Raw genomic sequence first — 26503 nt, forward strand, 5'->3', positions numbered from 1 at the left:
GGTTGGGGCTGTCGGGACTCTGATGCCCTTCTGGGGTAATGACAGAACGTAGCTGTGAAGTTACTAATGGTTGCCCTTGCGCATGGCGGCGGGCCGCCATCGCCGTCCACAGTCCACAGCCTGTGGATAACTTTTGCGGATTACCGTTGCGGAAAAGTGGGTAGGGCCTGTCTTCGCGCTGCTCAGCCCGCCCAGCCGCCCTTGAGGTAGGTAAGCGTGTTGACCACCATCAGCGGTCCGAGCACGAATCCGTAGACCGCGATCACGCCCGGCCGTAGCGGCTGCATCCAGCTCTCGTCGTTCTCACGCGCGGTGCCCAGCCGTGCGAGCGCCAGCCACAGCGGCCACCACAGCAGCGCCGAGCGCGGGATCGACAGGTAGTAGGCCGAGCAGACCAGTGCGCCCACCTGCAGCCCCACGTACGTCAGCTCGCTCCACCTGCGCCGGACCAGCAGCCACAGGGTGAACAGCACGCCCACGATCGCCCCGGCGATCTCCATCCGGAACGCCCAGGAGAACTGTCCGTCACCGGTCGCCGACGCCCACGTCGTGGCCCACGACTCCCACGGCATGACCAGGCTCCGGCCCCACCCGGCCTCCTGGGCGTGGTTCCAGGCCAGCCAGTCGCCGGTCCTGCCGTACTGGTAGGCCGAGTACAGCGCGAGCGGCACGAACGGCGCCAGCAGCCACGAGATGTTCCGCCGGTACGGCGGGCGCGCCGCGCGCTCCGCCCGCCACGGCCCGGTGAAGTACTCCACGATCAGCGCGATCGCCAGGAACAGCCCGGTGATCCGCACGCACGAAGCGCCCGCCCCGAGCAGCCCCGCCGACAGCCAGTCGCCGCGCCGCGCGGCCAACCAGGCGGGGATGGCGAACGCCAGGAACAGCGCCTCGCTGTACCCGGCGAACAGGAAGACCGCCGTGGGGCAGAGCAGCAGCAGGAGCACCGCGTGCCGTCCGGTGCCCACCGGGCCCTCGAAGTCGCCGAGCCGCACCAGCGCGACGGTGGCCACACCGCCCGCGACCAGCGAGATCAGGATGCCCGCGAGGGTCCAGTCGGACACCACGAGATGCACCAGGCGGAGCATCAGCGGCATCCCGGGGAAGAACGCGGGCAGGCCGGGATCGTCGGGTTTGCCGGGTTCGCCGTCGTAGCCGTGCTCGGCGATGACGATCAGCAGGTTGGCGTCCCAGGCCCGCCAGCGCTCCAGCAGCGGCTTGGTCTCCTCGCCGAACAGGACCCCGGCCCCCACCACGGCGAGGAGCAGTATCCCCAGGCGCGAACTTATCCACAGGGTGAGGCCCTGGTAGAAGGCCCGCTCCAGGGGGCCGGGCGATGGCTGCTCCGCAGAGTCGGTCGCCGGTGGCGCGGAACCGGGAAGCGCCACCTCAGGTGGTCCGGGCACCGGAACCGGAGCCGGCCCCGGCCCCGGCACTGGCACTGGCGCCGACTCCGGCGAGCGCCGACCGCAATCGGTCGGGGGCGCCGTCGAAGACTCCGCCCGCCTGGTCGTCGACGCCGCCCTGGCGTACCAGGTCGCGCTCCGGGCGCAGGATGTCGCGCACCACGAGGGCCATCATCAGCACGATCGTCAGGGCGCGGCCCCACACGGCGGTGTAGTAGGTGTCGCCGGTGATGCCCAGGTGCGCGTTGCCCTCCTGGAGACCGACCAGGTACAGCCAGATCGCGAAGAAGTACCAGACCTCGGCGACCTGCCACAGCGCCAGCGGCTTCCAGTTCGGCCGGGCCAGCACGGCGAACGGCACCAGCCAGAGCACGAACTGCGGCGACCACACCTTGTTGGTCAGCATGAACGCGGCCAGCGCCAGGAAGCAGAGCTGCATCAGCCGGGGCCGGGTCGGCGCGGTCAGCGCCAGCACGGCGATCAGCAGGCACAGCGTCCCGAGCGAGGCGATGCCCAGGAAACTCAGCCGATCGGGATCACCGAGGAGCGGCCAGCCCTTCTGCTGGAAGAAGAACCACAGCGAGCCCCAGTCCGCGCCGCGCTCCTGGCTGAAGACGTAGAACCGCCGCCAGCCGTCGAAGGCGAAGATCATGATGGGCACGTTGACCACGATCCAGGTGACCGCTGCGGCGGCCATGGTCCGCAGGAACGGCGCCCACTGGAAGGTGCGCAGCGCGAGCAGGAACAACGCGCCGACGAACATCAGCGGATAGAACTTGGTGGCGATGGCCAGGCCGAGCAGCACCCCGGCGAGCACCTGCCGCTGACGCGCCCAGGCCAGCATCGCGCCGAGCGACAGCGCCCCGGCGGCGAGGTCCCAGTTGATGTAGGCGGCCAGGACGACACCGGGGGCGATCGCGTACCAGAGCGCGTCCCACCGGCGTCCCGGGCCCGCCAGGCGGGCCATCATCAGCACCCCGGCCACCAGGCACGCGGCCATCAGCAGCACGGTCAGGTCGTAGAAGGTCGCGGCCCTTGAGGCCACCTCGGCCAGCAGCGCGGCCGACCGCGAGACGGCGTGCATCACCCAGCCGAGCACCACCGGGTACTCGACCTGCTTCTCGAAGTCGACGTCGGCGAAGTAGGGGACCTTGCCGTCGGACAGGCCGCGGTCGAAGTAGAGGGGGTAGATGTCGGTGTAGCAGAAGTTGGTGAACTGCAGCGTCCCGTTGTTCCAGGCGCCGCCGAACCGGCACGGCCACTTCCACAGATAGGCGAACATCGCGCCGAGCACGGCGACCACCGCCAGCGGCATGTACGGCAGCGCCCGGGCGCTCACCCCGGTGACGAACCCCGCCGCCCGGAACCCTTCCCCATCCACCGAAGCGGCGCGCGCGGGCCTGTCGCCATCCTCATCCGGCGAATCGACGGCCTCATCCGGCGAATCGGTGACCGCCTCCGCAGGGGTGTCTTCTTCCGGCGGACGGGTCTCGGTATCGGTGGGATTGACCGGGGTCGGTGGGGCGGATGGGGTCTGCTGGGGCTCGTTCCGCTTGGGCTCGTCTTCGGTGGTCATGGGATCGCCGGCCGTCTATCGGTCGTCGCCGGTGCCACGGCCGCTGGGAGCCGTGGTCGGGATCGAGTGGTTGGACGTTGGTCGGCCCTGGCCGCCGTTCCCGCCGTCGTCGCGGCTGGTGCCCGACTCCTCGGGGGAGTCGGCGTTGGCGTCGCAGAACAGGTCGTTCTCGGCGCAGCCGCTGTCCTCGGGGCCGCCGTTGTCCATCGGCTCGTCCGGGAACTGGTCGTCGTCGACCGGGGGCCAGCCGTTCTGGTCGTTGGGGTCTTCCGGCTCCTCGGTGTCCTCAGGGTCGGGCGTGGGAGTCGGGGCCGGGCTGGGAGCCAAGTTCTCCGGCTGTCCGGTGTTGGCCCTGGGCGGGAACTGCTCGATCTTGGCGTCCTTCAGTGCCTCGGCCATGAAGTCGTGCCAGATCTGGGTCGGGACGCCGCCACCGCCGATGGCACCGGGCAGCGAGCGCTCCGCCATCACGTACTTCTTCTTCTTGTTGAGCGGCTTGCCGGTCTTGGGGTTGTACGGCAGTTCCTTGCCGGTCTTGGCGTCGACCGGCACCTCCTGGTACATGCCCACGGCCGTGGAGAGCTGCGGGGTGAACCCGACGAACCAGGCGTCCTTGGACTCGTTGTTCGTGCCCGTCTTCCCGGCCACCGGACGCGCGCCGAGGTTGGCCGCGCCACCGGTACCGGCCTTGACGACCTGGGTCATCGCGTAGGTCGCGTCGGCGGCGACGTCGGCGGAGATCACCTCGCGGGCGGTCCGCTGCTCGCGGTACTTGGTGTCGTTCCTGCCGGTGTCGCGGTCGCGCTGGTCCACCCTGACCACGGTGTGCCAGTCGATGTGCTTGCCCGCGTTGGCGAAGATGCCGTAGCCGTTGGCCTGCTCGACGGCGGTGACGGTCGCGCTGCCGATGGTGGCGGCGTAGCTGTGGTTCTTGATCGCCCAGTCGACCGAGTTCTCCTTGAGGATGGACGTCGCCTTCTGCCCGACGCCCGCCCCCTTGGCGATGTTGGCGACCGCGTCGAGGCCGACCTTCTCGCCCATCTGCACGAACACGGTGTTGACCGACTTGGCGGTGGCCGTCACCAGGTTGATGGACCCGAACGAGGCGCCGCCGGAGTTGCGGATCTCCTTGGTGTTGTCGGCCTGGTAGGGCGACTTGCCGCTGATGTAGCTGCTCAGGCTGTGCCCGTCGGCCAGCCAGGCGGCCAGCACGTACGGCTTGAACGCGGAGGCGGCCTGCTTGGTGGCGTCGAAGGCGCGGTTGTTGAAGTCGCCCAGGAAGTTGCGCCCGCTGTAGAAGCCGACGACCTGGCCGTTCTTCGGGTTCACCGCCGCCAGGCTGGTGTGCACGGTCTTCGAGTAGACGCCGGTCCGCGACTCGACCGCCCGCTTGGCGGCGGCCATCACGGCCGGGTCGAAGCTGGTGGTGATGGTGTAGCCGCCGGAGGCCAGGTCTTCCTTGGAGATGCCGTACTTGGAGGCCAGCTCACGCTCGACGATGTTGAGCATGTAGCCCTCCGCGCCCCGGTACTCCTCGGTCACCCGGGGCTTCCTGGGCTTGGGGAACTTCAGCCCCTGGACCTTGGCGGTGTACTCCGGGTTCACCACGGGAAGACCCTTGAGCACGTAGTCGAAGCGCTCCATGGTCGGGCCGTACTTGCCCTCCGACTCATACCGGTCGAAGTCGCCGGGGCGCTGGATCCGGCCGGCCAGGTAGATGCCCTCGGCGAGGGTCAGGTTCTTGGCGCTCTTGCCGAAGAACTCCTGGGCGGCGGCCTGGATGCCGTAGGTGTTGCGGCCGAAGGAGATCGTGTTCAGGTAGTACTCAAGGATCTTGTCCTTGTCCCACTCGCGGTCGATCTTGACCGCGACGAAGATCTCCTTGACCTTACGCTTGATCGCGACCTCTTTGCTCAGGCCCTCGAAGTAGTTCCTGGCCATCTGCTGGGTGATCGTCGAACCACCCTGGGTCTGCTGCCCCGTGGCGGTCATCCACACCGAGCGGGCCAGGCTGGGGATGCTGATGCCGACGTCCTGGCGGAAACTGCGGTTCTCCGCGGAGATCACGGAATCCTGGACGTGCTTGGGGACGTCGGCCAGCTTGATGATGGTCCGCCTGGTGCCGACCTTGGCGAAGGTCTTGCCGTTGGCGTACTTGAAAATGCTGCCCTGGGCGACCGCGGACTCCTGGTAGTCCTTCTCGGTGGGCAGGCTGGTGTTGGCGTAGGCGATCGCGATCATGCCGAACACGCCGGCGGCGACGACCGCGCCACCGGCCATGACGATCTTCCAGCTCGGGATGAAGCGCGTCCACTTCTTCTTGCCGGGCGGCTGCCCGTGACCGCCGGACGATCGTCGGCGGCCGGGGCCGCCTTCGCCTCCGTCTCCGCCACGGCCGCCGCCGCCGCGTCCGCGGCCACCGGGGCCACCGGGGCCACCGGGGCCACCAGGCCCGCCGGGGCCGCCTCTGCCCGGGCCGCGCGGGCCGTCCGGGCCTTCCGCGCCGACGGACCTGCTGCGCGTCGTGTGTGAGAGCTGCGTGTCGCCGTCCGCCGGACGGCCGCCAGGCCGACCAGGCCCGCCGGGCATCCCCGGACGCCCGGGACCGCCTGGCCCACCCTGACCACGGCCCGTGCGCGAGGACGAGCGCGTGGGCCTGGACGGCGGGCCGCCGTCGTGGTACGACGGCTGCCCCTGACCGCCTTGACCGCCTTGACCGCCTTGACCGCCCGGCCCACCCGGGCCGCCTCTGCCGCCGGGACCGCCCTGCGGGCCGCGCGGCGCTCCCGCCGCCGCGGCCATCATCGTCTGGGTGTCCTCGAACTCGGCCTCCGCCCGGCGCCCGCCTGACGACGGCGGCGGCTCGGGACGGCGGCGCCTTTCGGGAGCCCGATCAGGTGCCCGATCAGGTGCACGGTCGCGAGGCGAAGGCTGCGGGGAGACGTTACGGGGTGCGGGTGCGCTGGACGGGGATTCCTGGGGGGCGGGACCGCCCGCCCGGCGCCGTCCTTGGCGAGCCGACGGCGAGGACGCCCCTCGGGGGGCGGGCCCTCCGGTCGGCTCCGGGCCATAGCTGCTGTAACTCACGCGCGTCCTCGTTCAGTCATCGGCGATGTGGGTGTGGGCGACGGCCAGCGGCAGGCGGTGAGGCGTCACCCGGCATTATCGTCTTCAGGACTCCGTCGGGGGGTCTCCGTTTCCGAGGACGAACGAGACCGCCAGATGATTCCAAGAACAACCTTGGCAGACCTCTACCACGTACACCCGGAATTCGCGGTATTCGTGGGCCATCTCGGCAAGGTCTGACTTCGTCTTTACCCGGCCTACGGATTGACCTAGCTCGTCTCCATATACGTACGTCACGTGCGTCACGTTCAGTCGCTCGCACACCGGGCACAGGCGATCGGTCGCCTCTCCGTGGAACCGTGCGGCGCGGAGGAGATAGGGATGTGCGTCACACACGTCGTCGAAGGACGATCGGCCCGTGCGTAACGAGCGCACCGTCGCCCGCTTCGCAAGGCCGTAGTCCACGACCGCTCGTTGTGACCACATGTGGGCAGACTACGGCTTTTTACCGATTGCTCCCAACCTCTTGGGGCATTCGTGAAAGTCGGCCCTGGTCGTTGCGGGGTATGCCACGGCGACGTATCCTGCAGATGTATCGGTGCGATACATCGACGCGAAAGGGGGTCGGTTCCAGTGGTCGGAGGCAGAAGCAACGTGCTGGAGCTGGCCGTCCTCGGGTCGTTGCACGAGACCCCGCTACACGGCTATGAGCTGCGCAAACGGCTCAACACGCTACTCGGCATGTTCCGTGCCTTCTCCTACGGCTCGCTCTACCCCTGCCTGCGCTCGTTGCTCAACGACGGGCTCATCGCGGAGGAGGAACCGGCCCAGGCCGAGGCCGTCGCACCACTCGCGGGGCGTCGATCGAAGATCGTTTACAAGCTGACGGCGGAGGGCAAGGAGCGGCTCCAGGAGCTGCTGACCCAGTCCGGCCCGTCGTCTTGGGAGGACGAGAGCTTCGGAGTCCACTTCGCGTTCTTCCGGCACATCGAGGCGGAGGTACGCCTTCGCATCCTCGAAGGCCGCCGCAGCCGTCTGGAGGAGCGGTTGGAGGGCGTGCGCACCGCGCTCGCCCGCACCCGGGAGCGGCTCGACGCCTACACGCTTGAGCTTCAGCGGCACGGCCTGGAATCCGTCGAGCGCGAGGTGCGCTGGCTCAACGAGCTGATCGCCACCGAGCGGCGCGGCGGGCCTGACGGCACCGGGCCGCCGCATTCCACGGGGCGAACGGGCCGGCCGGAAAGACACGAAGGCACGGACGTTCCGGACGTGAACACGGGGACAGACGCAGAGGACGGCCCGAGCAGGGCTGCGAATACAGATCATGAGTAAGGGAGCGAGTGCCATGGGTTCGGTGCGCGTAGCGATTGTCGGAGTCGGCAACTGCGCGGCGTCGCTGGTGCAGGGCGTGCATTACTACAAGGACGCCGACCCGGCCACGCGAGTGCCGGGCCTGATGCACGTGCGCTTCGGCGACTACCACGTCGGCGACGTCGAATTCGTCGCCGCCTTCGACGTCGACGCGAAGAAGGTCGGCCGCGATCTCTCCGAGGCGATCGTCGCCAGCGAGAACAACACCGTGAAGATCTGCGACGTGCCGCCCATGGGCGTCACCGTGCAGCGCGGCCCGACCCACGACGGCCTCGGCGAGTTCTACCGCGAGATCATCGAGGAGTCCGACGAGCCGCCGGTAGACGTGGCGCAGGTGCTCCGTGACACCGGGGCCGACGTGCTGGTGTCCTACCTGCCGGTGGGTTCCGAGGAGGCCGACCGCTTCTACGCGCAGTGCGCGATCGACGCCCGGGTGGCGTTCGTCAACGCGCTGCCGGTGTTCATCGCCTCCGACCCCGAGTGGGCCGCCAAGTTCACCGAGGCGGGCGTGCCGATCATCGGTGACGACATCAAGTCCCAGGTCGGCGCGACGATCACCCACCGGGTGATGGCCAAGCTGTTCGAAGACCGCGGGGTCGAGCTGCTGCGCACCTACCAGCTCAACTTCGGCGGCAACATGGACTTCATGAACATGCTGGAGCGCAGCCGCCTCCAGTCCAAGAAGATCTCCAAGACCCGCTCGGTCACCTCGCAGATCCCGCGTGAGATGGGCAAGGGCGACGTCCACATCGGCCCGTCCGACCACGTGCCGTGGCTCGACGACCGCAAGTGGGCCTACGTGCGCCTGGAGGGCAGGTCGTTCGGCGACACGCCGCTCAACCTGGAGTACAAGCTGGAGGTCTGGGACTCCCCGAACTCCGCGGGCATCATCATCGACGCGATCCGGGCGGCCAAGATCGGCCTCGACCGGGGCATCGGCGGCCCGCTGCTGTCGCCCGCGTCCTATTTCATGAAGTCGCCGCCGGAGCAGTACTCCGACGACGTCGCCCGCGAGGCGGTGGAGAAGTTCATCCGGGGCGAGGTCGAGCGCTGAGGCACTCGGCGACACGGCGCCGATGAAAGCCCCCGCCCGGCGGCGGGGGCTTTCACGCGTCAGGGCCGGTCAGGGCCGCTAAGGCGCTGAAGACCGGTCAGGGCCGGGCCGCCGGCGGGAGGGCGGCGGGGTCGGCCGGTGCCCAGGCGAGCGGATCGTCGCCCAGTTCCAGCAGCAGCGGGACCTGCTCCCGGCACCAGGGCGAGATCGGCAGGCGGCCGGACACCACTCCCTCGGCGAACTCGTGCCAGGGCATCCACTCGACCTCGCCGACCTCGTCCGGGTTGGGGACGGCGTCGGCGGCCACGACGACCCGGTAGACCGGGCACAGCTCGTGCTCGACGATGCCGTTCTCCATGACCGCCCGGTAGGAGAAGGCGGGGAGCATCAGGTCCACGCGCTCGACGTCGAGGCCGAGTTCATAGGAGAGGCGACGGGTGACCGCCCCGTCGAGCGGCTCGCCGGGCAGCGGGTGACCACAGCAGCTGTTCGTCCATGCGTCGGGCCAGGTGAGCTTGTGCGCGGCCCTCCGGGAGAGCAGTACACGCCCCGCGGAGTCGAAGACGTAGCTCGAAAAGGCCAGGTGCAGGGGCGTGTCGGTGCCGTGTATCGATGCTTTTGGTGCGATACCGGTTGCGTTGCCCTCGCGATCCACCAGCACGACGAGTTCGTCAGTCATCACCCGTTTGAGGGTACGTGATCATGATGCGTAACATGACACCAATCCCACACTTCGAAGCAGACACCAGGGGTGAAATCTCCCCTATCTTGGGGTTTGCCGGTAAAGTCCCCCAGCTCCGGGCCCTTCCCATCAAGGCCCTTCCCCTGCGGGACTACGGGATCTCCCTGATGTCCGGGCGCTACCGGGCACCGTAGGCTGGCGTGGTGTCGTTCGCCTCCGATCTGCGGGCCGTCCTTCGGGAACGGGACTTCAGGCGACTCTTCGCCACCCGCCTGGTGTCGCAGTTCTCCGACGGGATCTTCCAGTTCGGAGTCACCGGCTACGCCTTCTTCAACCCTGAGACGCAGACCAACGCCCTGCAGATCGCCGTCGGGCTGGCCGTCCTGCTGCTCCCCTACTCCGTGCTCGGGCCGTTCGCCGGGGTCTTCATCGACCGCTGGTCCCGGCGGCAGATCCTGGTCATCGGGCCGGTCATCAAGTGCGCGCTGCTGCTGCTGGCCGCCGGGCTCGTGGCCACCAGCGCGCCCGACGCCTGGTTCTACGTGGTCGCGCTCGGCGCCCTGGGCGTCAACCGGTTCTTCCTGGCCGCGCTCGGGGCGTCACTCCCCCACGTGGTGACCAAGGACAACCTGATGGTGGCCAACGCCGTCACGCCGACCTCGGGCACGGTCATCACCTTCGTCGGCGCCGGCGCCGGATACCTGCTGCGCCTGGTCTTCGGCTCCGGCCACGGCGGCACCGCGCTGCTGCTGGTGACCTCCGGGATCGTCTTCGCCTTCTCCGCGACGATCGCCCTGAGCATGGCCCGCGACCTGCTCGGCCCGGCCTACGACCCCGAGCGCCCGCAGACCCGCGAGGCCCTGCGCAACGTCGTCCGCGGCCTGGTGGACGGCCTGCGCCACGTCGCGCACCACCGCGCCGCCGCCGCCGCGCTCGGCGCCATGGCCACCCACCGGTTCATGTACGGCATGTGCACCGCCCTGTTGCTCATGCTCTACCGGTACCACTTCACCCTCGACGACCCCGACCGCGCCCTGGCGGGCGTCACCCTGGTGCTCGGCACCTCCGGGCTCGGCTACTTCGCCGCCGCCCTGGTCACCCCGTGGGCCACCGCGCGCTTCGGCATCACCAACTGGGTGCCGATCATGCTGGCCGCCGCGGGCGTGATCGGCTTCGCGCTGGTAGCCCCCTTCCAGGAGTGGGGCATGCCGGTCGCCGGGTTCGTACTCGGCCTCGCCGGGCAAAGCGTGAAGATCTGCGCCGACACCACCGTCCAGCGCGACATCGCCGACGCCTACCTGGGCCGGGTCTTCTCGCTCTACGACATGCTGTTCAACGGCATGTACGTGCTCGCCGCCGCGTTCGCCGCGATGCTGCTCCCGCCCGACGGCAGGTCACTGCTCGTGGTCACCGTCATCGCCGTCGGTTACCTGCTCGGCGCGCTGGTCTACCGGCTGGTCACGCCCACCGACGACCAGCCGCGCCGGCAGGTGCCCGAACGGGTCTGAGCACCGGCCGTCGCGTCAAGAAGTCTCAGGCGGTTCAGGAGTCTCGGCCGGTTCAGGAGTCTTGGTCGGCCGCCCAGGCGAGCAGCGCCTCGGTGGCCGCCTCCTTGCCGATCATGCCCTTGTCCAGGCGCATCTCCAGCAGGAACCGGTAGGCGGCGCCCACCTTCGGCCCGGGCGGGATGCCGAGGATCCGCTGGATCTCGTTCCCGTCCAGCTCCGGACGGATCTTGGCCAGCTCCTCCTCCTCGGCCAGCCGGGAGATCCGCTCCTCCAGGTGGTCGTAGGTGCGCGACAGCGCCTGCGCCTTGCGCTTGTTCCTGGTCGTGCAGTCGGCCCTGGTCAGCTTGTGCAGGCGGTCGAGGAGGTGGCCCGCGTCGCGTACGTAGCGGCGCACCGCGCTGTCGGTCCACTCGCCGGTGCCGTACCCGTGGAACCGCAGGTGCAGCTCGACGAGCTGGGAGACGTCGGCCACCACGTCTTTCGGGAACTTCAGCGCGGTCAGCCGCTTCTTGGTGAGCTGCGCGCCGACCACCTCGTGGTGGTGGAAGGAGACCCGGCCGCCGGGCTCGTGCCTGCGGGTCTTCGGCTTGCCGATGTCGTGCAGCAGCGCGGCCCAGCGCAGCACCCGGTCGCACTGGCCGTCGTCCTCCAGGCCGATGGCCTGCTCCAGCACGATCAGGGTGTGCTCGTAGACGTCCTTGTGCCGGTGGTGCTCGTCGATCTCCAGGCGCAGCTTGGGCAGCTCGGGCAGCACGTGCTCGGCCAGGCCCGACTCGGTGAGCAGCTCCAGCCCGGCACGGGGCTGGGGACCGCAGATCAGCTTGTCCAGCTCGGCCTGGATCCGCTCGGCGGAGACGATCTCGATCCGCCCGGCCATGTCCTTCATCGCGGCGAAGGTGGCGGGATGCACCCGGAAGCCGAGCTGCGCGGCGAACCGGGCGGCGCGGAGCATGCGCAGCGGGTCGTCGTCGAACGAGCGCTCGGGCGGCCCCGGGGTGCGCAGCACCCGCGCGGCGAGGTCGGCGAGCCCGCCGTGCGGGTCGACGAAGGTGTGGTCGGGCAGGCGCACCGCCATCGCGTTGACGGCGAAGTCGCGCCGCGCGAGGTCGTCTTCGAGGTTGTCGCCGTACATGACCTCGGGCTTGCGCGACTCGGGGTCGTACGCCTCGCTGCGGTAGGTGGTGATCTCCAGTTGCAGGCCGTCCTTGCGAAGGCCCACGGTGCCGAAGTCGATGCCGATCGTCCATACGGCGTCGGCCCAGTCACGGACGATCTCCAGCACCCGCTCGGGCCTGGCGTCGGTGGTCAGGTCGAGGTCGTTGCCGGAACGGCCGAGGAAGACGTCGCGGACCGGCCCGCCGACGAGGGCGAGCTCGTGCCCGCGCGCGGCGAACAGTTCGCCGAGCTCATCGACTACGGGGGGGAGGCGGCGAAGTAGCGCGTCAAGTCCGCGCCGCTGGCTTCCGGTCAGATTCGATTCGGACAAGCTGGGTAGGTCCTTCGGTTACGGAGGATGTTCCCCCGGGCCAGTTCCGGTGTAACCCGCGGGAGATACACCGTCAGCGATCACCTGGTCACGGTCGCTCGGGGGACCGTAGGGGGTCGTGCGACGAGGCAAGGAGCGCATAGATGAAGGACGCCCTCGCGATCCACCGCTGGCTCCTCGCACACCAGGTCCACCATGAGATCGTACGCCTTCCGCGCGCGCTGACATGCGCGGGTGAGCTGCCCGAGATCATGCACGCCGACGCCGGGCACTGCCTGGAGGTGTCGGTGTACGAGGTGGACACGAGGGTAGGGCTGGAGCCTGTGGCCGTGCTCAGTTCGGTCGCCACCCCGCCGCGTCCGGGTCTGGTCGGCGCGCTGCTCGGCGCGCGCAAGGTCCACCCCGCGTCGGCCTTCATGGTCAACGCCGCGACGGAGTACGCGGCCGGGCTCGTCTGCCCGCTGCTGCTGCCGGACGACCTCGCGCTGCTCGTGGACGATCGCCTCTCCAACGACCTTCCTGGCGACACGCTGGTCCACACCCCGACGGGCGAGCGGCGCACCGCCCTGTCGCTGCGCGCGTCCGACCTGCTCAGGCTGGTGTCCGGGAAACGGCTCGACCTCGCGCCACAGGCGCGTCTGCCCCTGCAACACGGGCGCCGGCGGTCGCATCCGCTGCCGCACTGACCCGGCATCCGACCCGCCTCGACCCGATCCGGCCGCGTGGAGGCCATAGCATTGCGGCGTGCGCCGTACTCCGATCCGGGCCGGCTTGTGATCAGAAAAGCCGCTCTGCTCACCACCGTCACCGCCGCGCTGCTGGCCGTACCAGCCGTGGCGGTGCAGGGTACGGCTGCCGCGACGGCCCCGGCGCTGACGAGCGCGAGCGCCGCGCGGCAGGAGCCCCCGCTGGTGATCGAGTCGCTCACCCCCGACGCCCCGCGCGAACGCGACCGGGAGATCAAGGTCTCCGGTTACTACACCAACACCACGGGTGCCCCGCTCTACGGCGCGACCATCCGGCTGCGCTATTCCAACCAGGCGTTCACCAGCCGGGCCGAGATGCAGACCTACGCCGACGGGCAGATCGCCTGGCGCGATCGCGCCTCAAGCTCGAACGCCACCACGGTCCCGGTGATCGCGGCCGGTGCGAAGCAGCGGTGGGAGTTCACCGTCACCCCCGCGGTGATCGAAATGTGGAAGTTCGGCGTCTACCCGCTCGCCGTCGAGGTGCTACAGCCCGCCGTGGGCACCCTGGCGCTCCAGCGCACCTTCGTGACGTTCACCCCGAAGGACACCCAGGTCGCCCGCACCCGGCTGTCCGTCGTGCTGCCGCTCTTCGACCAGCGTCCACGCCGCAGCACCGACCAGACCTTCCTCAACGACGACCTGCGCGCCGCGCTGGCCCAGGGCGGCAGGCTGGCCGACCTGCTCGCGCTGGTGCGCGAGTCCGCCAGGTCCAAGGGCGTCGCCTGGGTCGTCGATCCGGCGCTGCTCGACGACGTGAACGCGATGACCCGCGCCTACGACGTGGGCGCGGGCGGCGACCGCAAGCGGCGACCGGCCGAGGCCGCCGCGCCGTGGCTGTCCGAGCTGCGCACGGCGCTGGCCAAGGCGTCCGTGACCGCCGCGCCGTACGCCGATCCCGACGTCACCGCCCTGACCCACCAGGGCCTCGACGGCGTGACGCGCACCGCGCTCACCACCGGCGCCGAGGTCGCCAAGACCCTGCTGGGCCGCGACGTCCCCACCGACCTGAACTGGCCGGTCTCCGGCGTGCTCGACCTCGACGCGCTGGACGAGCTGGCCGTCGGCGGGGTGAAGACGGTGCTACTGGGCCAGGACAACCTGCCGGCCGACCCCACCGTGACCACGACCCCCGACGCCGCCGCGACGGTGGCGTCCGTCACCGGCCCGGTCACGGCTCTGGTCGCGGACAGGACACTCAGCGAGGTCCTGTCCGCGAACGTGAGCACGCCCGGGGCGGCGCTGGTGGCCAGGCAGCGGTTCCTGGCCGAGACCGCGATGATCACCGCGGAGTCGCCGCAGGTCGCGCGCACCGTGGTGGCCGCGCCGTACCGGCAGTGGCACCCCGACCCCGCGTTCGTGTCGACGGTCCTGTCCGACGCGGCCAAGCTCCCCTGGGTGGCCCCCACCGCGATCTCGTCGATCAAGCAGGCCAAGCCCCCGGTGCCGCGCTCCGCGCTGACCTACACCGACACCCAGCGCCGCGACGAGCTGGGCAAGGGCTACCTGGCCACGGTCCGCAGGACCGGACGGCAGGCCCAGCTCACCGCCGACATCACCGACGCCGACGACCGCCACCCTTTCGAGCGCCCGCTGCTGCGACTGGCCTCCTCCGCCTGGCGCGGCAAGACCGGCGAGGCGCGCACGGCGGTGGAGCAGATCGGCGACGCCATCGGCGCCCGGATCGACGAAGTGGAGATCACCGGCACCGAGCAGCCGCGCACCCTGGCCGGCGACAACGGCGTGGTGCCGATCAGCGTGCACAACTCGCTGGACAAGCAGGTCTCGCTGCGCATCGAGGTCAAGTCCACCAACCCCCGGCAACTGGAGATCAAGGACTTCTCCCAGCCGATGAAGATCGGCGCGCAGCAGAACCAGACCGTGCAGGTGCCGCTGACCTCCCACATCAGCGGCGAGACCACGGTGTCCGTGCAGTTGCGCACCCAGGACGGCAAGCGCTACGGCCCGCCGATCAAGCTGACCGTGCGCACCACCGGCTACACCGGCATCGCGATGGTGATCGTGGGCGGCGCTCTTTCTGTCATGCTTGCGGCCGTGGTGCTCCGGGTGCTGCGCCGCCGCCGTCCCGGGGGCGCCCGCCGTCAGGGGCAGCCGCAGGCTCCCGCCGAACGCCCGGTGGAGAGCCGGGTGGAAGGCCGGGTCGAAAGCCCGGCCGAGTCCGCCGCCCCGGCGGGTGCTTCTGCGGGCACCGGCACCGAGGCCGCCGCCGAGGCGGCCACCGAGCACAACCCACCCCAGGCGGAGCACGCGACCGGCCCCAATCCGGGCCACCGCGCGTGACGCGACGGACGACGGCCCTGCCGCAAGGGCTGGAGGAGAACCATGAGCAGCGGCGAGAACGCATCGGTGAGCCCCCCTGACGATCAGGGGCGCGGCACATTCGGCCCGGCAGGGAAGTCCGTGCGATGAGCCGCGTGCTGCGCGCCGGCGCGATCATGGCCGCCGGCACGATGGTGTCGCGTGTCACCGGCTTCCTGCGCACGGCGGTGCTCGCCGCCGCGATCGGCACGGCCGCGCTCGGCGACGCCTACAACGTCGCCTACACGATCCCGCTGATCCTGTTCGACCTGCTCATCGGCGGGGTGCTGAGCAGCGTGATCGTGCCGATGATCGTGCGGGCGAAGATGCGCGACCCCGACGGCGGCGTCGCCTACGAGCAGCGGCTGATGACGCTGGCCATCCTCGCCCTGGGCGTGGTCGCGGTCGGCGCGGTGGTGCTCGCGCCGCAGATCGTGGACCTCTACACCGACGACTGGACCGGCGCGAAGCGCGACGTGGCGATCTCGCTGGCCCGGTTCATCCTGCCGCAGATCGCGTTCTTCGGCGTCGGCGCGCTGGCCGGGGCGATCCTCAACACCCGCGACCGGTTCGCCGCGCCGATGTGGGCCCCGGTGCTCAACAACCTGGTCATGATCGCGGTCGGCCTGCTCTACCTGGTGGTCAGTGACGCCGGTTCCTCCGCCGAGGCGGTGACCCCGTCCGACCTCGCCCTGCTCGGCCTGGGCACCACGGCCGGGATCGTGGTGCAGTCGGTGGCCCTGGTGATCTCGCTGCACCGGGCCGGGTTCCGCTTCCGGCCTCGGTTCGGGCTGCGCGGCGTCGGGCTCGGCGAGATGGCCAGGACGGCCGCGTGGACCTTCGCCTACGTCGGCATCACCCAGTTCGGCTTCTGGGTCACCACCAAGCTCGCCACGGGCGCGGGCGACCGGGTGCCCGGGGCGGGCAACGCCGCCTACTCCTACGCCTGGCAGCTCTTTCAGCTCCCCTACGGCGTGATCGCGGTATCGGTGATCACCGCGATGCTGCCCAGGATGAGCAGGTCGGTCGCCGACGGGCAGTTCGGCCAGGTACGCGAGGAGTTCGCCTCCGGCGTGCGCCTGGTCTGCTCGGTGATCATCCCGGCCGGGCTGCTGCTGATGGTGCTCGGCCCCGCGGTCACCGTGCTGATCTTCGGTCATGGCAACATGACCATCGACGACGCCGTCTACATCGGCAACGTGCTCCAGGTGTTCGGCCTGGCGCTGGTGCCGTTCTCGATCTTCCAGCTCCTGCTGCGGGTGTTCTACAGCTTCGGCGACACCCGCACCCCGGCCTTCGTCGCGGCGGGCAACGTCGCGGTCAACGCGCTGCTCAGCCTGGTGGCCTACCTGGTGCTGCCGGACCGGTACATCGTGATGGGCCTGGCCTCCTCCTTCACCATCGCCTACGTGCTCGGCACGGGCGTGGCCTGGGTGCTGGCCAGCCGCCGCGTCGGCGGCCTGGACGGCCGGCGCGTGGCCGGCGCGCTCACCCGGATGTACGTGGTGTCGCTGCCCGCGGCGGCCCTCGCCCTGGCGGTGCTGTGGGGCGGGCAGAGCTGGGCCGGGCTGACCGCGCTCAGCTCGCTGGTCATCCTCGCCGCCGGAGGCGGCCTGGGGATGCTGCTCTACCTGGCGGTCGCGCACCGCGCGCGCATCCCCGAGGTGGGTTCGATCGTTGGACTTGTCGCAGGGCGGGTAGGCCGTTGATGGGGAAGTTTGGTGCCGGGTGAACCTGGAGCCACCCCTCGGACGTCATGTTCAGGGAGTGCGGAGTCTCATGGGGCTCCTGTGCTTTCAGAAGGAACACGCAAGAAACCAGTACAGCACTAGCATGGTGCCCGACAAGCGGCGGAATGGAAGCAGGAGGGGCGTGGGCGCATCCAACCGGCATCGCAGGATAGATGGCGATATGCCTGCGTGGCCCGCGTGGTTCGGCCATCGCGCCACCTCCTCTGATCATGGAATGGTGATCGCCGCATGAGCGCCCCCGCAGTCGAGCCCGGCTCAAAGCTGGCCGAGCGGTTCCGCGTCGAAGACCGCGTCGCCGAACAGGACGGCGCGACCCTCTGGAAGGCGATCGACGAAGTGCTGGCCCGTCCCGTGGCGGTCCACACCTTCGACGAGTCCTATCCCCGCACCAGCGAGGTGGTGACCGCGGCGCGCGCCGCGAGCCGCCTGTCCGACCCCCGTCTCACCCAGGTCTTCGACGCCGCCGAGGAAGACGGCCTGTCCTATGTGGTCAGCGAGTGGGTCACCGGCGAGACGCTGGCCGACATGGTCGCCGCCGGCCCGCTCGACCCCGAGCGCGCCGCCGCGCTGGTCGGCGAGGCCGCCGAGGCGCTGGCGCACGCCCACGAGGCCGGGCTCGCCCACCTGTGCCTGCGGCCCACCAAACTGGTGTGGACCTCCGGCAGCACGGTCAAGGTCCTCGGCGTCGGCATCGACGCCGCGCTGGCGGGCCTGGTCAGCGACGACCCGGCCGGTGAGGACGCCGCCGGGCTCGGCCGCCTCCTCTACGCCGGGCTCACCGCGCACTGGCCGGCCGACGGCGACTCCGGCGGCCTGCCGCCCGCGCCGACCACCCAGGACGGCCACGCGTGCACGCCACGCCAGGTCACGGCGGGCATTCCCGGTTATCTCGACGCCGTCACGGTGCGGGCGGCGCTGCCGTCCGCACTGCGCGGGCAGGCCCCGCTGGCCAGCCCGGCCGAGGTCGCCGACGCCCTGGCCGGGGTTCCGCGCCCCGCGCCGGTGCCGATCGCGACGCTGCCGCCGTCCGTGCCGGTGCCCGCCGAGCAGGACGTCCGGTTCGAGATGTCCCGGCCCGCCGCCGAGCCGATGCAGCGGCAGCCGACCCAGCACACCACGCCCGCCCACCAGCAGTACCCGGCCGCGCGGGGGCAGTACCCGCCCGCGCGAGGCGGTGGCGGCACGCTGAACCGGGCCGTGATGACCATCGTGGTGCTGGTCGTGATGGCCGCGGTCGGCATCGGGGCCTGGACCCTCGGCCGCAACATCGCCGGCGGCCCCGAGACGCCCAAGGCCAGGGCGACGACCAGCTCCACGCCGACGGCCAAGCCCGAGGCCGTGCGCGCGTCCGGCGCGAAGGGGTTCGACCCCAAGGGCGACGACCGCGAGGAGAACACCGACCTCGCGCGCAACGCCATCGACGGCAAGCCCAGCACCGAGTGGCACACCCAGAGCTACGCGAGCGCCGAGTTCGGCCGCCTGAAGGACGGCGTCGGCCTGCTGGTCGACATGGGCAAGTCGGTGAAGGTCTCCGAGGTGAGCGTCACGTTCGCCAAGGCGTCCGGCGCCGCCGCCGAGATCCGCGTCGGCGACTCCCCTGAGCTGGGCTCTCTCAAGACCGTGGCGAAGCGGGAAGACGCCTCGGGCAAGACCACCTTCACCGCGGAAGAGGTGACAAGCGGCCAGTACGTTTTGATCTGGTTTACCCGTCTTCCGGCCTACCAAGGGGAATTTCGTGGCACCATCTACGACGTAGTGGTCTACTCCCCCGGATCGGCATAGCAGGACTCTCCTTGTGAATTCCCCACCCGAGACCCCATCAGAAACGGATCGGCAAGAGCGGTCGGGCAGATCCGACGCCGAGCTGCTGACCGGCCACATCAACGGGGATCCGCACGCCTTCAGCGAGATCGTCAAGCGGCATCGCGACCGGATGTGGGCCGTGGCCCTGCGCACCCTCGGCGATCCCGACGAGGCCGCCGACGCCGTACAGGACGCCTTCGTTTCGGCCTACCGAAAGGCCGAGAGCTTCCGCGGCGAGGCCGCCGTCACCACCTGGCTGCACCGGATCGTGGTCAACGCCTGCCTGGACCGCATGCGCAGGAAGTCGATCCGCCCCGTCGCCGACGACGAGCTCATCGAGGCCGCCGAGCGCGACACCCCGCTGCCCGACCAGACCGGCGAGCGCGAGGTGTCCATGGAGGTCACGGCCGCGCTGCGGGTGCTTCCCGCCGACCAGCGCGCCGCACTGGTGCTGGTCGACATGATGGGCTACTCCGTCGAGGACGCCGCGGCGGTGCTCCAGGTGCCCAGTGGCACGGTGAAGAGCCGATGCGCCAGAGGGCGCGCGAAACTTGCCCCAATTCTTTCGCATCTGCGGAACCGATCAGACCTAACTCGCGTCTCATCCGCGAAGGGAGCAGAACTTCGTGACGGGTGACACGCACTACGACCTGGAGATCCTTGCCGAGTTGGCAGAGGGTCTCCTTGATGACGCCGAAGCCCGGCCGGTCCGCGAGCATCTCGCGGTCTGCGATCCCTGCGGGGAGAGCCTGGCCGATCTCGCGGCAGTGCGAGAAGTGCTCGCGGCCACCCCGACACCGGCCATGCCGATGGGGGTCGCGCTACGAATAGACCAGGCGCTGGCGGCCGAGGCCGGCCGTACCGGGCGGGCGGGGACGGCCGTGGCCGTCGCCGAGGCGCCCGATTGGGAACGTCTCATGGCGGACGCCCCGTGGGAGACCGTCGGGGCCGGAGCCACCGGCCCTGCCCGCATAGAGCCCGCTGAGACCAGCGCCCCGGAGATCGCCGAACCGGAGCCGGTACGCCTGGGTGTCGTCGCGGACGACGGCACCGTGGTGCCGGCCAGGCGGCGGGAGAGGACGAGCAGAAGGCGCAGATGGGCCCTGCCGGCGACGGCGGCCGTCGCCGCGGCGGCGGTGGTCGGATCGGTGGCGCTCTCGACGAGCCTGATCAGCGCGTCGGGCGGGCAGCAGGAGGCGCCTCCGGTGACCGTCGCGGAGTCACCGGTGCAGCCCAAGGTGGAGTTGCGGCTCGCTTACAAGATCACCAACAGCGACTTCAACTACAGCAACCGCGACCTGCGCGGCTCGCTCAGCGACTACTTCGCGCCCGCCGTGGTGCTCAGTGGTCCCGAGTCGGTCAAGGACAAGCTGCTGCGCTGTATCGGCGGCGTGTCCGACAAGCTGGGTCAGGACCCCTTCCAGGTGGACCAGGGCTACTACGAAGGCCAGGAGGCCGCCCTGATGCTGTTCTGGAAGAACCGCGAGGCCAACAAGGTTCAGGTCCGCGTGGTGGACCCCGAGTGCAAGAACCTGCGCAAGCCCGCGCTGGCCAAGTGGTGACCGGCCCGCGCTAGCCGTCCGTTGGTTCGTCCGTTGGCGAAAGGGCCCGCTTCCGCGGGCCCTTTCGTCGTTTCCGGCGTGTCGCCAGGGGATGACGACAGGTCGGCGGCCGTACTTTGGCGTCTGACGGCGGCACTTCGGCATCTGGTGGCCATGCGGGAATCCCAGACGCCTAGGATCTGTTGACGCGACTGGCAACGGCAACGAAAGGCGTAGAGCGTGAGCGACGTCCGTAATGTGATCATCATCGGTTCGGGCCCGGCCGGTTACACAGCGGCGATCTACTCCGCTCGTGCCGATCTCCGTCCGCTGGTCTTCGAAGGTTCGGTCACGGCGGGTGGTGCCCTGATGAACACCACCGACGTGGAGAACTTCCCCGGGTTCCCCGACGGCATCATGGGCCCCGACCTGATGGACAACCTGCGCAAGCAGGCCGAGCGGTTCGGCGCCGACCTGGTCGCCGACGACGTCGTCGAGGTCGACCTCGCGGCCAGCCCGAAGGTCGTCAAGACCGCGACCGACACCTACTACGCAAAGTCCGTCATCGTGGCCACCGGTTCGCGCTACCGCGAACTGGGCCTGCCCAACGAGAAGCGGCTTTCCGGGCACGGTGTGTCATGGTGTGCCACCTGTGACGGGTTCTTCTTCCGCGACCAGGACATCGTGGTGGTCGGCGGCGGCGACTCCGCCATGGAGGAGGCGACCTTCCTCACCCGCTTCGCCCGGTCTGTGACGATCATCCACCGCCGCTCCGAGCTGCGGGCCAGCAAGATCATGCAGGACCGCGCGTTCGCCAACGAGAAGATCCGCTTCATCTGGGACTCCACGGTGGACGACGTGCTCGGCGACGACCGCGTCTCCGGTGTGCGCGTGCGCAACCTCAAGACCGGCGAGACCACCGAGCTCGCGGTCACCGGCCTGTTCGTGGCGATCGGTCACGACCCGCGCAACGAACTGATCAAGGGCCAGCTCCAGCTCGACGACGAGGGCTACATCCAGGTGCAGGCACCCGGCACCGGCACCACCCTGGAGGGCGTCTTCGCCTGCGGCGACGTCGTCGACCACATCTACCGCCAAGCGATCACCGCCGCGGGCACCGGCTGCCAGGCGTCCCTTGACGCCGAGCGCTGGCTCGCCCTTCAGGAAAGTTAAGGAGAGTACCAATCGTGGGCACCATCAAGAGCGTCACCGACGCGACCTTCAACGCGGAAGTCCTCAAGAGTGACAAGCCCGTGCTGGTCGACTTCTGGGCCGAATGGTGCGGGCCGTGCCGCCAGGTCGCGCCCATCCTCCAGGAGATCGCCAACGAGCAGGCCGACAAGCTGACCGTGGTCAAGCTCAACATCGACGAGAATCCGGTGGTTCCTCGTGATTACGGTGTACTCCAGATCCCGACGCTGAACGTCTATAAGGACGGAGAGGTTGTGAAGCAGATAATCGGCGCGAAGCCGAAGGCCATGCTGCTTCGCGAACTCGAGGGCATCATCTAGAGCTCGACCCCACGGGGCTCTGGGTGAGCCCCCTGCGGTCGGACGCTGCAGCGCCTGCCGTACCAACCGCTCTCCCGAGCGGGCACCCACCCAACCAGCGGCCCCTTCCCCCAAGGCTCACCACCATCCGGCGAAGGGGCCGCTGAAACCCCCAAGAAATCGCTCTCCGGCTTGCCAGGCCCCCATGAGCGAGCCTCCGGCCATCACCACGGCAAGCAGGCGATAGCACCACCGCACCAGCCCCCTCCTGGGACCACCGCATCCCGCCCGGCCGCTTAGCCGACGGCAGCGCCCCCTTCCCGCACCACCGGGGACCGCATCGCACAGCTCCCCGGACGGCATCCCTCCCGCCGACCACCACACCGCGTGGCCGTCGACACCGCTGCACCAGGAGCCGATCCACGCGCCCACGCCCGGGGGGGGCACCCCCACAACATCCCGCCTGGCCGCGCAGGCAACGGCACCACCCATACCGGCAGCCCATCCACGCCCTCTTCCCGCACTGCCGGGTCACACCGAGCCACGTAGGCGATGGCACCGCCCGTACTGGCATGCCTTCCGGGCCCCTCGCCCCACCATCGGGGTCACCATCGCACCGCCATACGCATACCTAGACCGGCGTCGCGCCCACCGCCGTATCCACCGAGCTCCCGCAGCACCGCCGTAGCGCACCGCAGATGGGCCATCGCTGCGCTCGGATCGGCATCCTCGGGTCAGGCTTCCCCTGACGCCGGCGCCACCTCGGCCGGCCGCCGCCGAATAGGCGCTCCCGCCGTTCACGCCTCCGACGCATGCTGAACAATCCGCAGCCCGTAGAACCGTCCGCATGCGCCCCTTTCGCGGGGCACCGATCACCGCAGGGTGGGCAAACTTCGTGGATGGCCCTCAGACGGGCCGTAGTGCACGCTCCGGGCTCATGGAGCCGAGCAGGCGCTCCAGGGCCACCTCGACGTCCTCGCGCCAGGAGACGGCGGTCTTGAGCTCTAGCCGAAGGCGCGGAAACCGCAAATGCGGCCGAACGGTCTTGAATCCCACCGCGAGCAGATACTCAGCCGGCAGCAGGCACCCCGGCTGCTCCCACTTCAGGTCGCCGAACGCCTCGATCGCCTTGACGCCGCGCCGGGTCAGATCCTTCGCCACGCCCTGCACCAGCATGCGGCCCAGCCCGCCGCCCGAGAACTCGGAGATGATGTGTGCGGTCATCAGCAGCACGGCGTCGGCGCTCACCGGTGAGGTCGGGAAGGCCACCGAGCGAGGCACGTACAGTGGCGGCGCGTAGAGCACGAACCCCGCTGGGACACCGTCCACGTACGCGATCTTGCCGCAGCTCCCCCACTCCAGCAGCGTCGCCGAGATCCACGCTTCCTTCTCCAGGCCGGGATCTCCGACCGCGTCCGCGCGCTCACCGCTGACCGGGTCCAGTTCCCAGAAGACGCATCGCCTGCACCGACGTGGCAGGTCGTCAAGGTTGTCCAGCGTGATGCTGGCGAGGCGACGCGACAACTGGTGGCCCCTATCCTGACGCGGGTCTTGGTGAAAACCGCATCAATACGACGTCCCCGACTGGCATCGTAGCCCAGAGGGAGTGCGATAACGCGGACCAGCAAGGGCAGGTCCGCGAGATGCCTCCCTCCGAGGGACCGTTACAAATGGTGACGTACTCTGGTTTTCTCCGGCAATTCGACCGAGGAGGTGGACCGTGACAGAGGAAGCGGATCACGGTCAGACCAGCGCGACCCACGGGTCACGCATCGACGCATATGTCGATCGGTACGCGGCGCGAGCCGCCGGGATGGTCGCCTCTGAGATCCGAGCTCTCTTCGCCGTCGCGTCGAGGCCCGAGGTGGTCTCACTCGCCGGCGGCATGCCGTACGTCACGGCTCTTCCCCTCGACGTGGTCGGCGAACTGGTCGCCGACCTCGTGGCACGGCGCGGCCCGGTCGCGCTGCAGTACGGTTCCGGCCAGGGCGACCCGCATCTGCGTGAGCAGATCTGCGAGGTCATGCGGCTTGAGGGCATCGAGGCAGACCCGAACGACGTCGTCGTCACCGTCGGTTCACAGCAAGCACTCGATCTGATCACCCGGATCTTCATCGATCCCGGTGACGTCGTGCTCGCCGAAGGCCCCTCCTACGTGGGCGCCCTCGGCACCTTCTCCGCCTACCAGGCCCACGTCGTCCACGTCGCGATGGACGAAGACGGCCTCGATCCGGCCGCGCTGGCCGAGACCATCGAGACGATGGCCCGCCAGGGGCGGCGCATCAAGTTCCTGTACACGATCCCGAACTTCCAGAACCCCGCGGGCGTCACCCTCGACCTTTCCCGGCGGCGCCAGATCCTCGATATCTGCAACCGCGCGGGTGTGCTCGTGGTCGAGGACAACCCGTACGGCCTGCTGGGCTTCGACGGCGAACCGCTGCGCGCACTGCGTGCCGACGATCCCGAGGGGGTCGTCTACCTCGGTTCGTTCTCCAAGACATTCGCACCGGGGTTCCGGGTCGGGTGGGCGCTCGCGCCGCATGCCGTGCGCGACAAACTCGTGCTCGCGATGGAGTCGGCCGTGCTGTCGCACTCCTCGTTCTCACAGCTCGCCGTAGGGCAGTTCCTCGCCACCCAGCCGTGGCGGGAGCAGATCAAGTCCTTCCGCGAGCTGTATCGCGACCGCCGGGACGCGATGCTCGGCTCGCTTGAGGCGCTGATGCCCGCAGGCTGCACCTGGACTCGCCCGGCCGGCGGGTTCTTCGTATGGATGACGCTCCCGGAGGGGCTGGATTCCAAGGCCCTCCTGCCCCGCGCGGTCGCGGAACGGGTCGCCTTCGTCCCGGGCACCGGCTTCTACGCCGACTCCCAGGGCGCGCAGCACCTGCGCCTGTCCTTCTGCTACCCGGAGCCGGACCGCATCAGGGAGGGCGTTCGCCGCCTGGCCGGTGTGATCGAGCAGGAGCTCCGCGTCCACGAAACCTTCGGCACAAGTTCCCCCATCGGCCGCAACGGAGTTCATACTCCGGCGCCCGACATCGCCTGAGTCCCAACCCACAGCCGGTCGCCCTACCCGGGCGACCGGCCGTACTCCACAACGGCAAGCGCCCGCGCACCGGCCCGCGCTTTCACCCCGCCGGGAGCGGCACCATTCACACCGCTCGACTTTGGCAGGACACCACAGCGGCGTACGCACGCCGGCTGATCACCATCGTGATCTCCTACGGAGTCCACCCGGCGATCCCTCCTCCCCTAACCACCAGCCGCGTGGCGCGATGCCCAATCGCAGGTGAGCAGAGAAGGCATCGCCATGGTCCAACCGTCACTCGTCACCCATGTCAACCGACCGGAGTGTGCTCGACGGCGGGCATCAGCCTGCCCAACAGGCGGCCGGGAGTCCGCCCTTGAGCTCGGGCACCGAGCCGTCCACGACGGGCGCGTCGAGGGCGCCCGCGACAGTGCGCGCCCCCGTGCACCTTCGCCACATGGGCGACCGCACCGCACGACACCACACGACTTCGACGGGACGGACACACCCGCATACCGGACGCTCATCCCCTCTCCACCTCGCGGGTGGCATTGGGCTAACCTGTCCTGCATCCGCTGGCCACGCTGCCGCCGCCGGCGCTCGCATCACCCGCCCGTGCGGCACCGACCGTGTCGCGACTTTTCCCCGAAGCCGATGCTCGGGGCTCCACGCTGGAGGGATCCTATGAGCGATCTCGGTCATGTGCTGGTTCTCGCCGGTGGGCTTTCATACGAGCGGGAGGTCTCTCTGAGATCGGGACGGCGGGTGAGCGAGGTCCTGCGGGCAGGCGGTTTCGATGTCGAGACGCGAGACACCGACTCCTCCCTCGTCCCTTCCGTGCTCGCCGACCCACCAGACGCGGCGTTCGTGATGCTGCACGGCGGCTCCGGTGAGGACGGCGCGATTCGCTCGGTCCTGGAACTGCTGGACGTGCCGTATGTCGGCGCAGGGCCGGACGCGTGTCGTATCGCGTTCGACAAGCCCAGCGCGAAGGCGATCATTCGTTCTGCCGGGCTTCGCACCCCCGACTCCTTCACGCTGCCCAAGGAGACCTTCCACGATCTGGGGGCCTCGGCGATGCTGGCGCGTATCGTCGAGCGTCTGGGCCTTCCCCTGTTCGTGAAGCCCGCCCGTGGCGGGTCGGCTCTGGGGGCTTCTCTCGTCAATACGGCCGACGAACTGCCCGCCGCGATGGTGGGATGCTTCGCCTACGGAGACACGGCGCTGATCGAACGCTATGTCTCTGGCGTGGAGATCGCCATCTCGGTCATCGACGAAGGCGACGGTCCCAAGGCGCTCCCGGCCGTCGAGATCGTGCCCGACGAAGGCGTGTACGACTACGCGGCGCGCTATACAGCGGGGCATACCGAGTTCTTCGCCCCGGCCCGACTCTCCCCCGCCGCCGCCACCGCGTGCGCCGAGACGGCCATCACCGCCCATACGGCTCTACAGCTCCGCGACCTCTCCAGGACCGATCTCATCGTGGACGACGAGGGCCAGCCTCATTTCCTCGAAGTCAATGTCGCGCCGGGCATGACGGAGACCTCACTCTTCCCGATGTCCGTCGAAGCCTCGGGGCGGGATCTGGGCTCCCTCTGCCGCAACCTCCTCGAAGTCGCGGCATCCCGCCGCTGAGCCGCCTCCAGCGGTCGTCCCCACGCAGCGCCGTCGGCTGC

At 69.7% G+C, this 26503-nt stretch carries 21 protein-coding genes; 14 read left to right on the forward strand and 7 right to left on the reverse strand.

Annotated elements, in window-relative coordinates; translation table 11 throughout:
• Positions 1-182: 182 nt before the first annotated feature.
• The 3 genes from P3X83_RS26390 to P3X83_RS26400 are packed head-to-tail and all read right to left on the reverse strand — an operon-like array spanning position 183 to position 5262.
• Complete coding sequence (locus P3X83_RS26390; protein ID WP_277307907.1) at positions 183-1388, reverse strand: mannosyltransferase family protein; 1206 nt, start codon at positions 1386-1388, stop codon at positions 183-185.
• A 1-nt stretch (position 1389) separates the two neighbouring features.
• A complete protein-coding gene (locus P3X83_RS26395; protein ID WP_277307908.1) occupies positions 1390-2982 on the reverse strand; it encodes a glycosyltransferase 87 family protein in 1593 nt (530 codons plus the stop codon).
• 15 nt (positions 2983-2997) lie between these two features.
• Entirely contained in the window at positions 2998-5262 is a 2265-nt protein-coding gene (locus P3X83_RS26400) for a transglycosylase domain-containing protein (RefSeq protein ID WP_277307909.1), read from the reverse strand.
• A gap of 57 nt (positions 5263-5319) precedes the next feature.
• On the opposite strand from P3X83_RS26400, the gene P3X83_RS26405 reads away from it, so the two are divergent.
• Positions 5320-5514, forward strand: coding sequence for a hypothetical protein (locus P3X83_RS26405; RefSeq protein ID WP_277307910.1), 195 nt, complete (start codon positions 5320-5322; stop codon positions 5512-5514).
• A 639-nt stretch (positions 5515-6153) separates the two neighbouring features.
• Here P3X83_RS26405 and P3X83_RS26410 read toward each other — a convergent pair.
• Positions 6154-6534 carry a DUF5318 family protein gene (locus tag P3X83_RS26410; RefSeq protein WP_277307911.1) on the reverse strand — a complete coding sequence of 127 codons (381 nt, stop codon included), beginning with the start codon at positions 6532-6534 and terminating at the stop codon, positions 6154-6156.
• A gap of 147 nt (positions 6535-6681) precedes the next feature.
• On the opposite strand from P3X83_RS26410, the gene P3X83_RS26415 reads away from it, so the two are divergent.
• Positions 6682-7380, forward strand: coding sequence for a PadR family transcriptional regulator (locus P3X83_RS26415; RefSeq protein ID WP_277307912.1), 699 nt, complete (start codon positions 6682-6684; stop codon positions 7378-7380).
• Positions 7381-7393: 13 nt separating this feature from the next.
• A complete protein-coding gene (locus tag P3X83_RS26420; protein ID WP_277307913.1) occupies positions 7394-8473 on the forward strand; it encodes an inositol-3-phosphate synthase in 1080 nt (359 codons plus the stop codon).
• 97 nt (positions 8474-8570) lie between these two features.
• Here P3X83_RS26420 and idi read toward each other — a convergent pair whose 3' ends face one another.
• The gene (idi, locus tag P3X83_RS26425; RefSeq protein ID WP_277307914.1) at positions 8571-9152 is read right to left on the reverse strand and encodes an isopentenyl-diphosphate Delta-isomerase; all 582 of its coding nucleotides are present in this window, start codon (positions 9150-9152) and stop codon (positions 8571-8573) included.
• 206 nt (positions 9153-9358) lie between these two features.
• Here idi and P3X83_RS26430 point away from each other — a divergent pair, with 206 nt between their 5' ends.
• Positions 9359-10663, forward strand: a complete 1305-nt coding sequence (locus P3X83_RS26430; protein WP_277307915.1) for an MFS transporter — start codon at positions 9359-9361, stop codon at positions 10661-10663.
• A gap of 52 nt (positions 10664-10715) precedes the next feature.
• On the opposite strand, the gene P3X83_RS26435 is transcribed toward P3X83_RS26430, so the two are convergent.
• A complete protein-coding gene (locus P3X83_RS26435; protein WP_277307916.1) occupies positions 10716-12149 on the reverse strand; it encodes a CCA tRNA nucleotidyltransferase in 1434 nt (477 codons plus the stop codon).
• 143 nt (positions 12150-12292) lie between these two features.
• On the opposite strand from P3X83_RS26435, the gene P3X83_RS26440 reads away from it, so the two are divergent.
• The 8 genes from P3X83_RS26440 to trxA all read left to right on the forward strand — a co-directional run bounded on the left by P3X83_RS26440 (position 12293) and on the right by trxA (position 21820).
• The gene (locus P3X83_RS26440; protein WP_277307917.1) at positions 12293-12835 is read left to right on the forward strand and encodes a YbaK/EbsC family protein; all 543 of its coding nucleotides are present in this window, start codon (positions 12293-12295) and stop codon (positions 12833-12835) included.
• A gap of 87 nt (positions 12836-12922) precedes the next feature.
• Entirely contained in the window at positions 12923-15196 is a 2274-nt protein-coding gene (locus P3X83_RS26445) for a DUF6049 family protein (RefSeq protein WP_277307918.1), read from the forward strand.
• A 125-nt stretch (positions 15197-15321) separates the two neighbouring features.
• Positions 15322-16923, forward strand: a complete 1602-nt coding sequence (gene murJ / locus P3X83_RS26450; protein WP_277307919.1) for a murein biosynthesis integral membrane protein MurJ — start codon at positions 15322-15324, stop codon at positions 16921-16923.
• Between the two features lie 270 nt (positions 16924-17193).
• Entirely contained in the window at positions 17194-18747 is a 1554-nt protein-coding gene (locus P3X83_RS26455) for a serine/threonine protein kinase (protein WP_277307920.1), read from the forward strand.
• A gap of 13 nt (positions 18748-18760) precedes the next feature.
• Entirely contained in the window at positions 18761-19405 is a 645-nt protein-coding gene (gene sigM, locus P3X83_RS26460; protein ID WP_277307921.1) for an RNA polymerase sigma factor SigM, read from the forward strand.
• Positions 19395-20330: a zf-HC2 domain-containing protein gene (locus tag P3X83_RS26465; protein WP_277307923.1), complete on the forward strand. Its 936-nt coding sequence runs from the start codon at positions 19395-19397 to the stop codon at positions 20328-20330. Before sigM ends, P3X83_RS26465 begins: the two co-directional genes overlap by 11 nt.
• A gap of 219 nt (positions 20331-20549) precedes the next feature.
• The gene (gene trxB / locus P3X83_RS26470) at positions 20550-21482 is read left to right on the forward strand and encodes a thioredoxin-disulfide reductase (RefSeq protein ID WP_277307924.1); all 933 of its coding nucleotides are present in this window, start codon (positions 20550-20552) and stop codon (positions 21480-21482) included.
• A 14-nt stretch (positions 21483-21496) separates the two neighbouring features.
• Positions 21497-21820, forward strand: a complete 324-nt coding sequence (gene trxA / locus P3X83_RS26475) for a thioredoxin (RefSeq protein ID WP_277307925.1) — start codon at positions 21497-21499, stop codon at positions 21818-21820.
• Between the two features lie 885 nt (positions 21821-22705).
• On the opposite strand, the gene P3X83_RS26480 is transcribed toward trxA, so the two are convergent.
• A complete protein-coding gene (locus tag P3X83_RS26480) occupies positions 22706-23323 on the reverse strand; it encodes a GNAT family N-acetyltransferase (RefSeq protein ID WP_277307926.1) in 618 nt (205 codons plus the stop codon).
• A 289-nt stretch (positions 23324-23612) separates the two neighbouring features.
• Here P3X83_RS26480 and P3X83_RS26485 point away from each other — a divergent pair, with 289 nt between their 5' ends.
• Positions 23613-24845: a PLP-dependent aminotransferase family protein gene (locus tag P3X83_RS26485; RefSeq protein WP_277307967.1), complete on the forward strand. Its 1233-nt coding sequence runs from the start codon at positions 23613-23615 to the stop codon at positions 24843-24845.
• Positions 24846-25511: 666 nt separating this feature from the next.
• A complete protein-coding gene (locus P3X83_RS26490) occupies positions 25512-26462 on the forward strand; it encodes a D-alanine--D-alanine ligase (RefSeq protein ID WP_277307927.1) in 951 nt (316 codons plus the stop codon).
• The last annotated feature ends 41 nt before the right edge of the window (positions 26463-26503 follow it).

Origin of the sequence: Spongiactinospora sp. TRM90649 (assembly GCF_029382225.1) — a bacterium.
Taxonomy (GTDB): Bacteria; Actinomycetota; Actinomycetes; order Streptosporangiales; family Streptosporangiaceae; genus Spongiactinospora.

Bases quoted from the DNA above. Each gene is read 5' to 3' on its own strand.
- P3X83_RS26485 (WP_277307967.1), top strand. From the start codon at position 23,613: ATGGTCGCCTCTGAGATCCGAGCTCTCTTCGCCGTCGCGTCGAGGCCC.
- murJ (WP_277307919.1), top strand. From the start codon at position 15,322: ATGAGCCGCGTGCTGCGCGCCGGCGCGATCATGGCCGCCGGCACGATG.
- P3X83_RS26440 (WP_277307917.1), top strand. From the start codon at position 12,293: ATGAAGGACGCCCTCGCGATCCACCGCTGGCTCCTCGCACACCAGGTC.
- P3X83_RS26455 (WP_277307920.1), top strand. From the start codon at position 17,194: ATGAGCGCCCCCGCAGTCGAGCCCGGCTCAAAGCTGGCCGAGCGGTTC.
- P3X83_RS26490 (WP_277307927.1), top strand. From the start codon at position 25,512: ATGAGCGATCTCGGTCATGTGCTGGTTCTCGCCGGTGGGCTTTCATAC.
- P3X83_RS26410 (WP_277307911.1), bottom strand. From the start codon at position 6,534: ATGTGGTCACAACGAGCGGTCGTGGACTACGGCCTTGCGAAGCGGGCG.
- P3X83_RS26420 (WP_277307913.1), top strand. From the start codon at position 7,394: ATGGGTTCGGTGCGCGTAGCGATTGTCGGAGTCGGCAACTGCGCGGCG.
- idi (WP_277307914.1), bottom strand. From the start codon at position 9,152: ATGACTGACGAACTCGTCGTGCTGGTGGATCGCGAGGGCAACGCAACC.
- P3X83_RS26395 (WP_277307908.1), bottom strand. From the start codon at position 2,982: ATGACCACCGAAGACGAGCCCAAGCGGAACGAGCCCCAGCAGACCCCA.
- P3X83_RS26400 (WP_277307909.1), bottom strand. From the start codon at position 5,262: ATGGCCGGTGGCGCGGTCGTCGCCGCCGGCGTGTTCGGCATGATCGCG.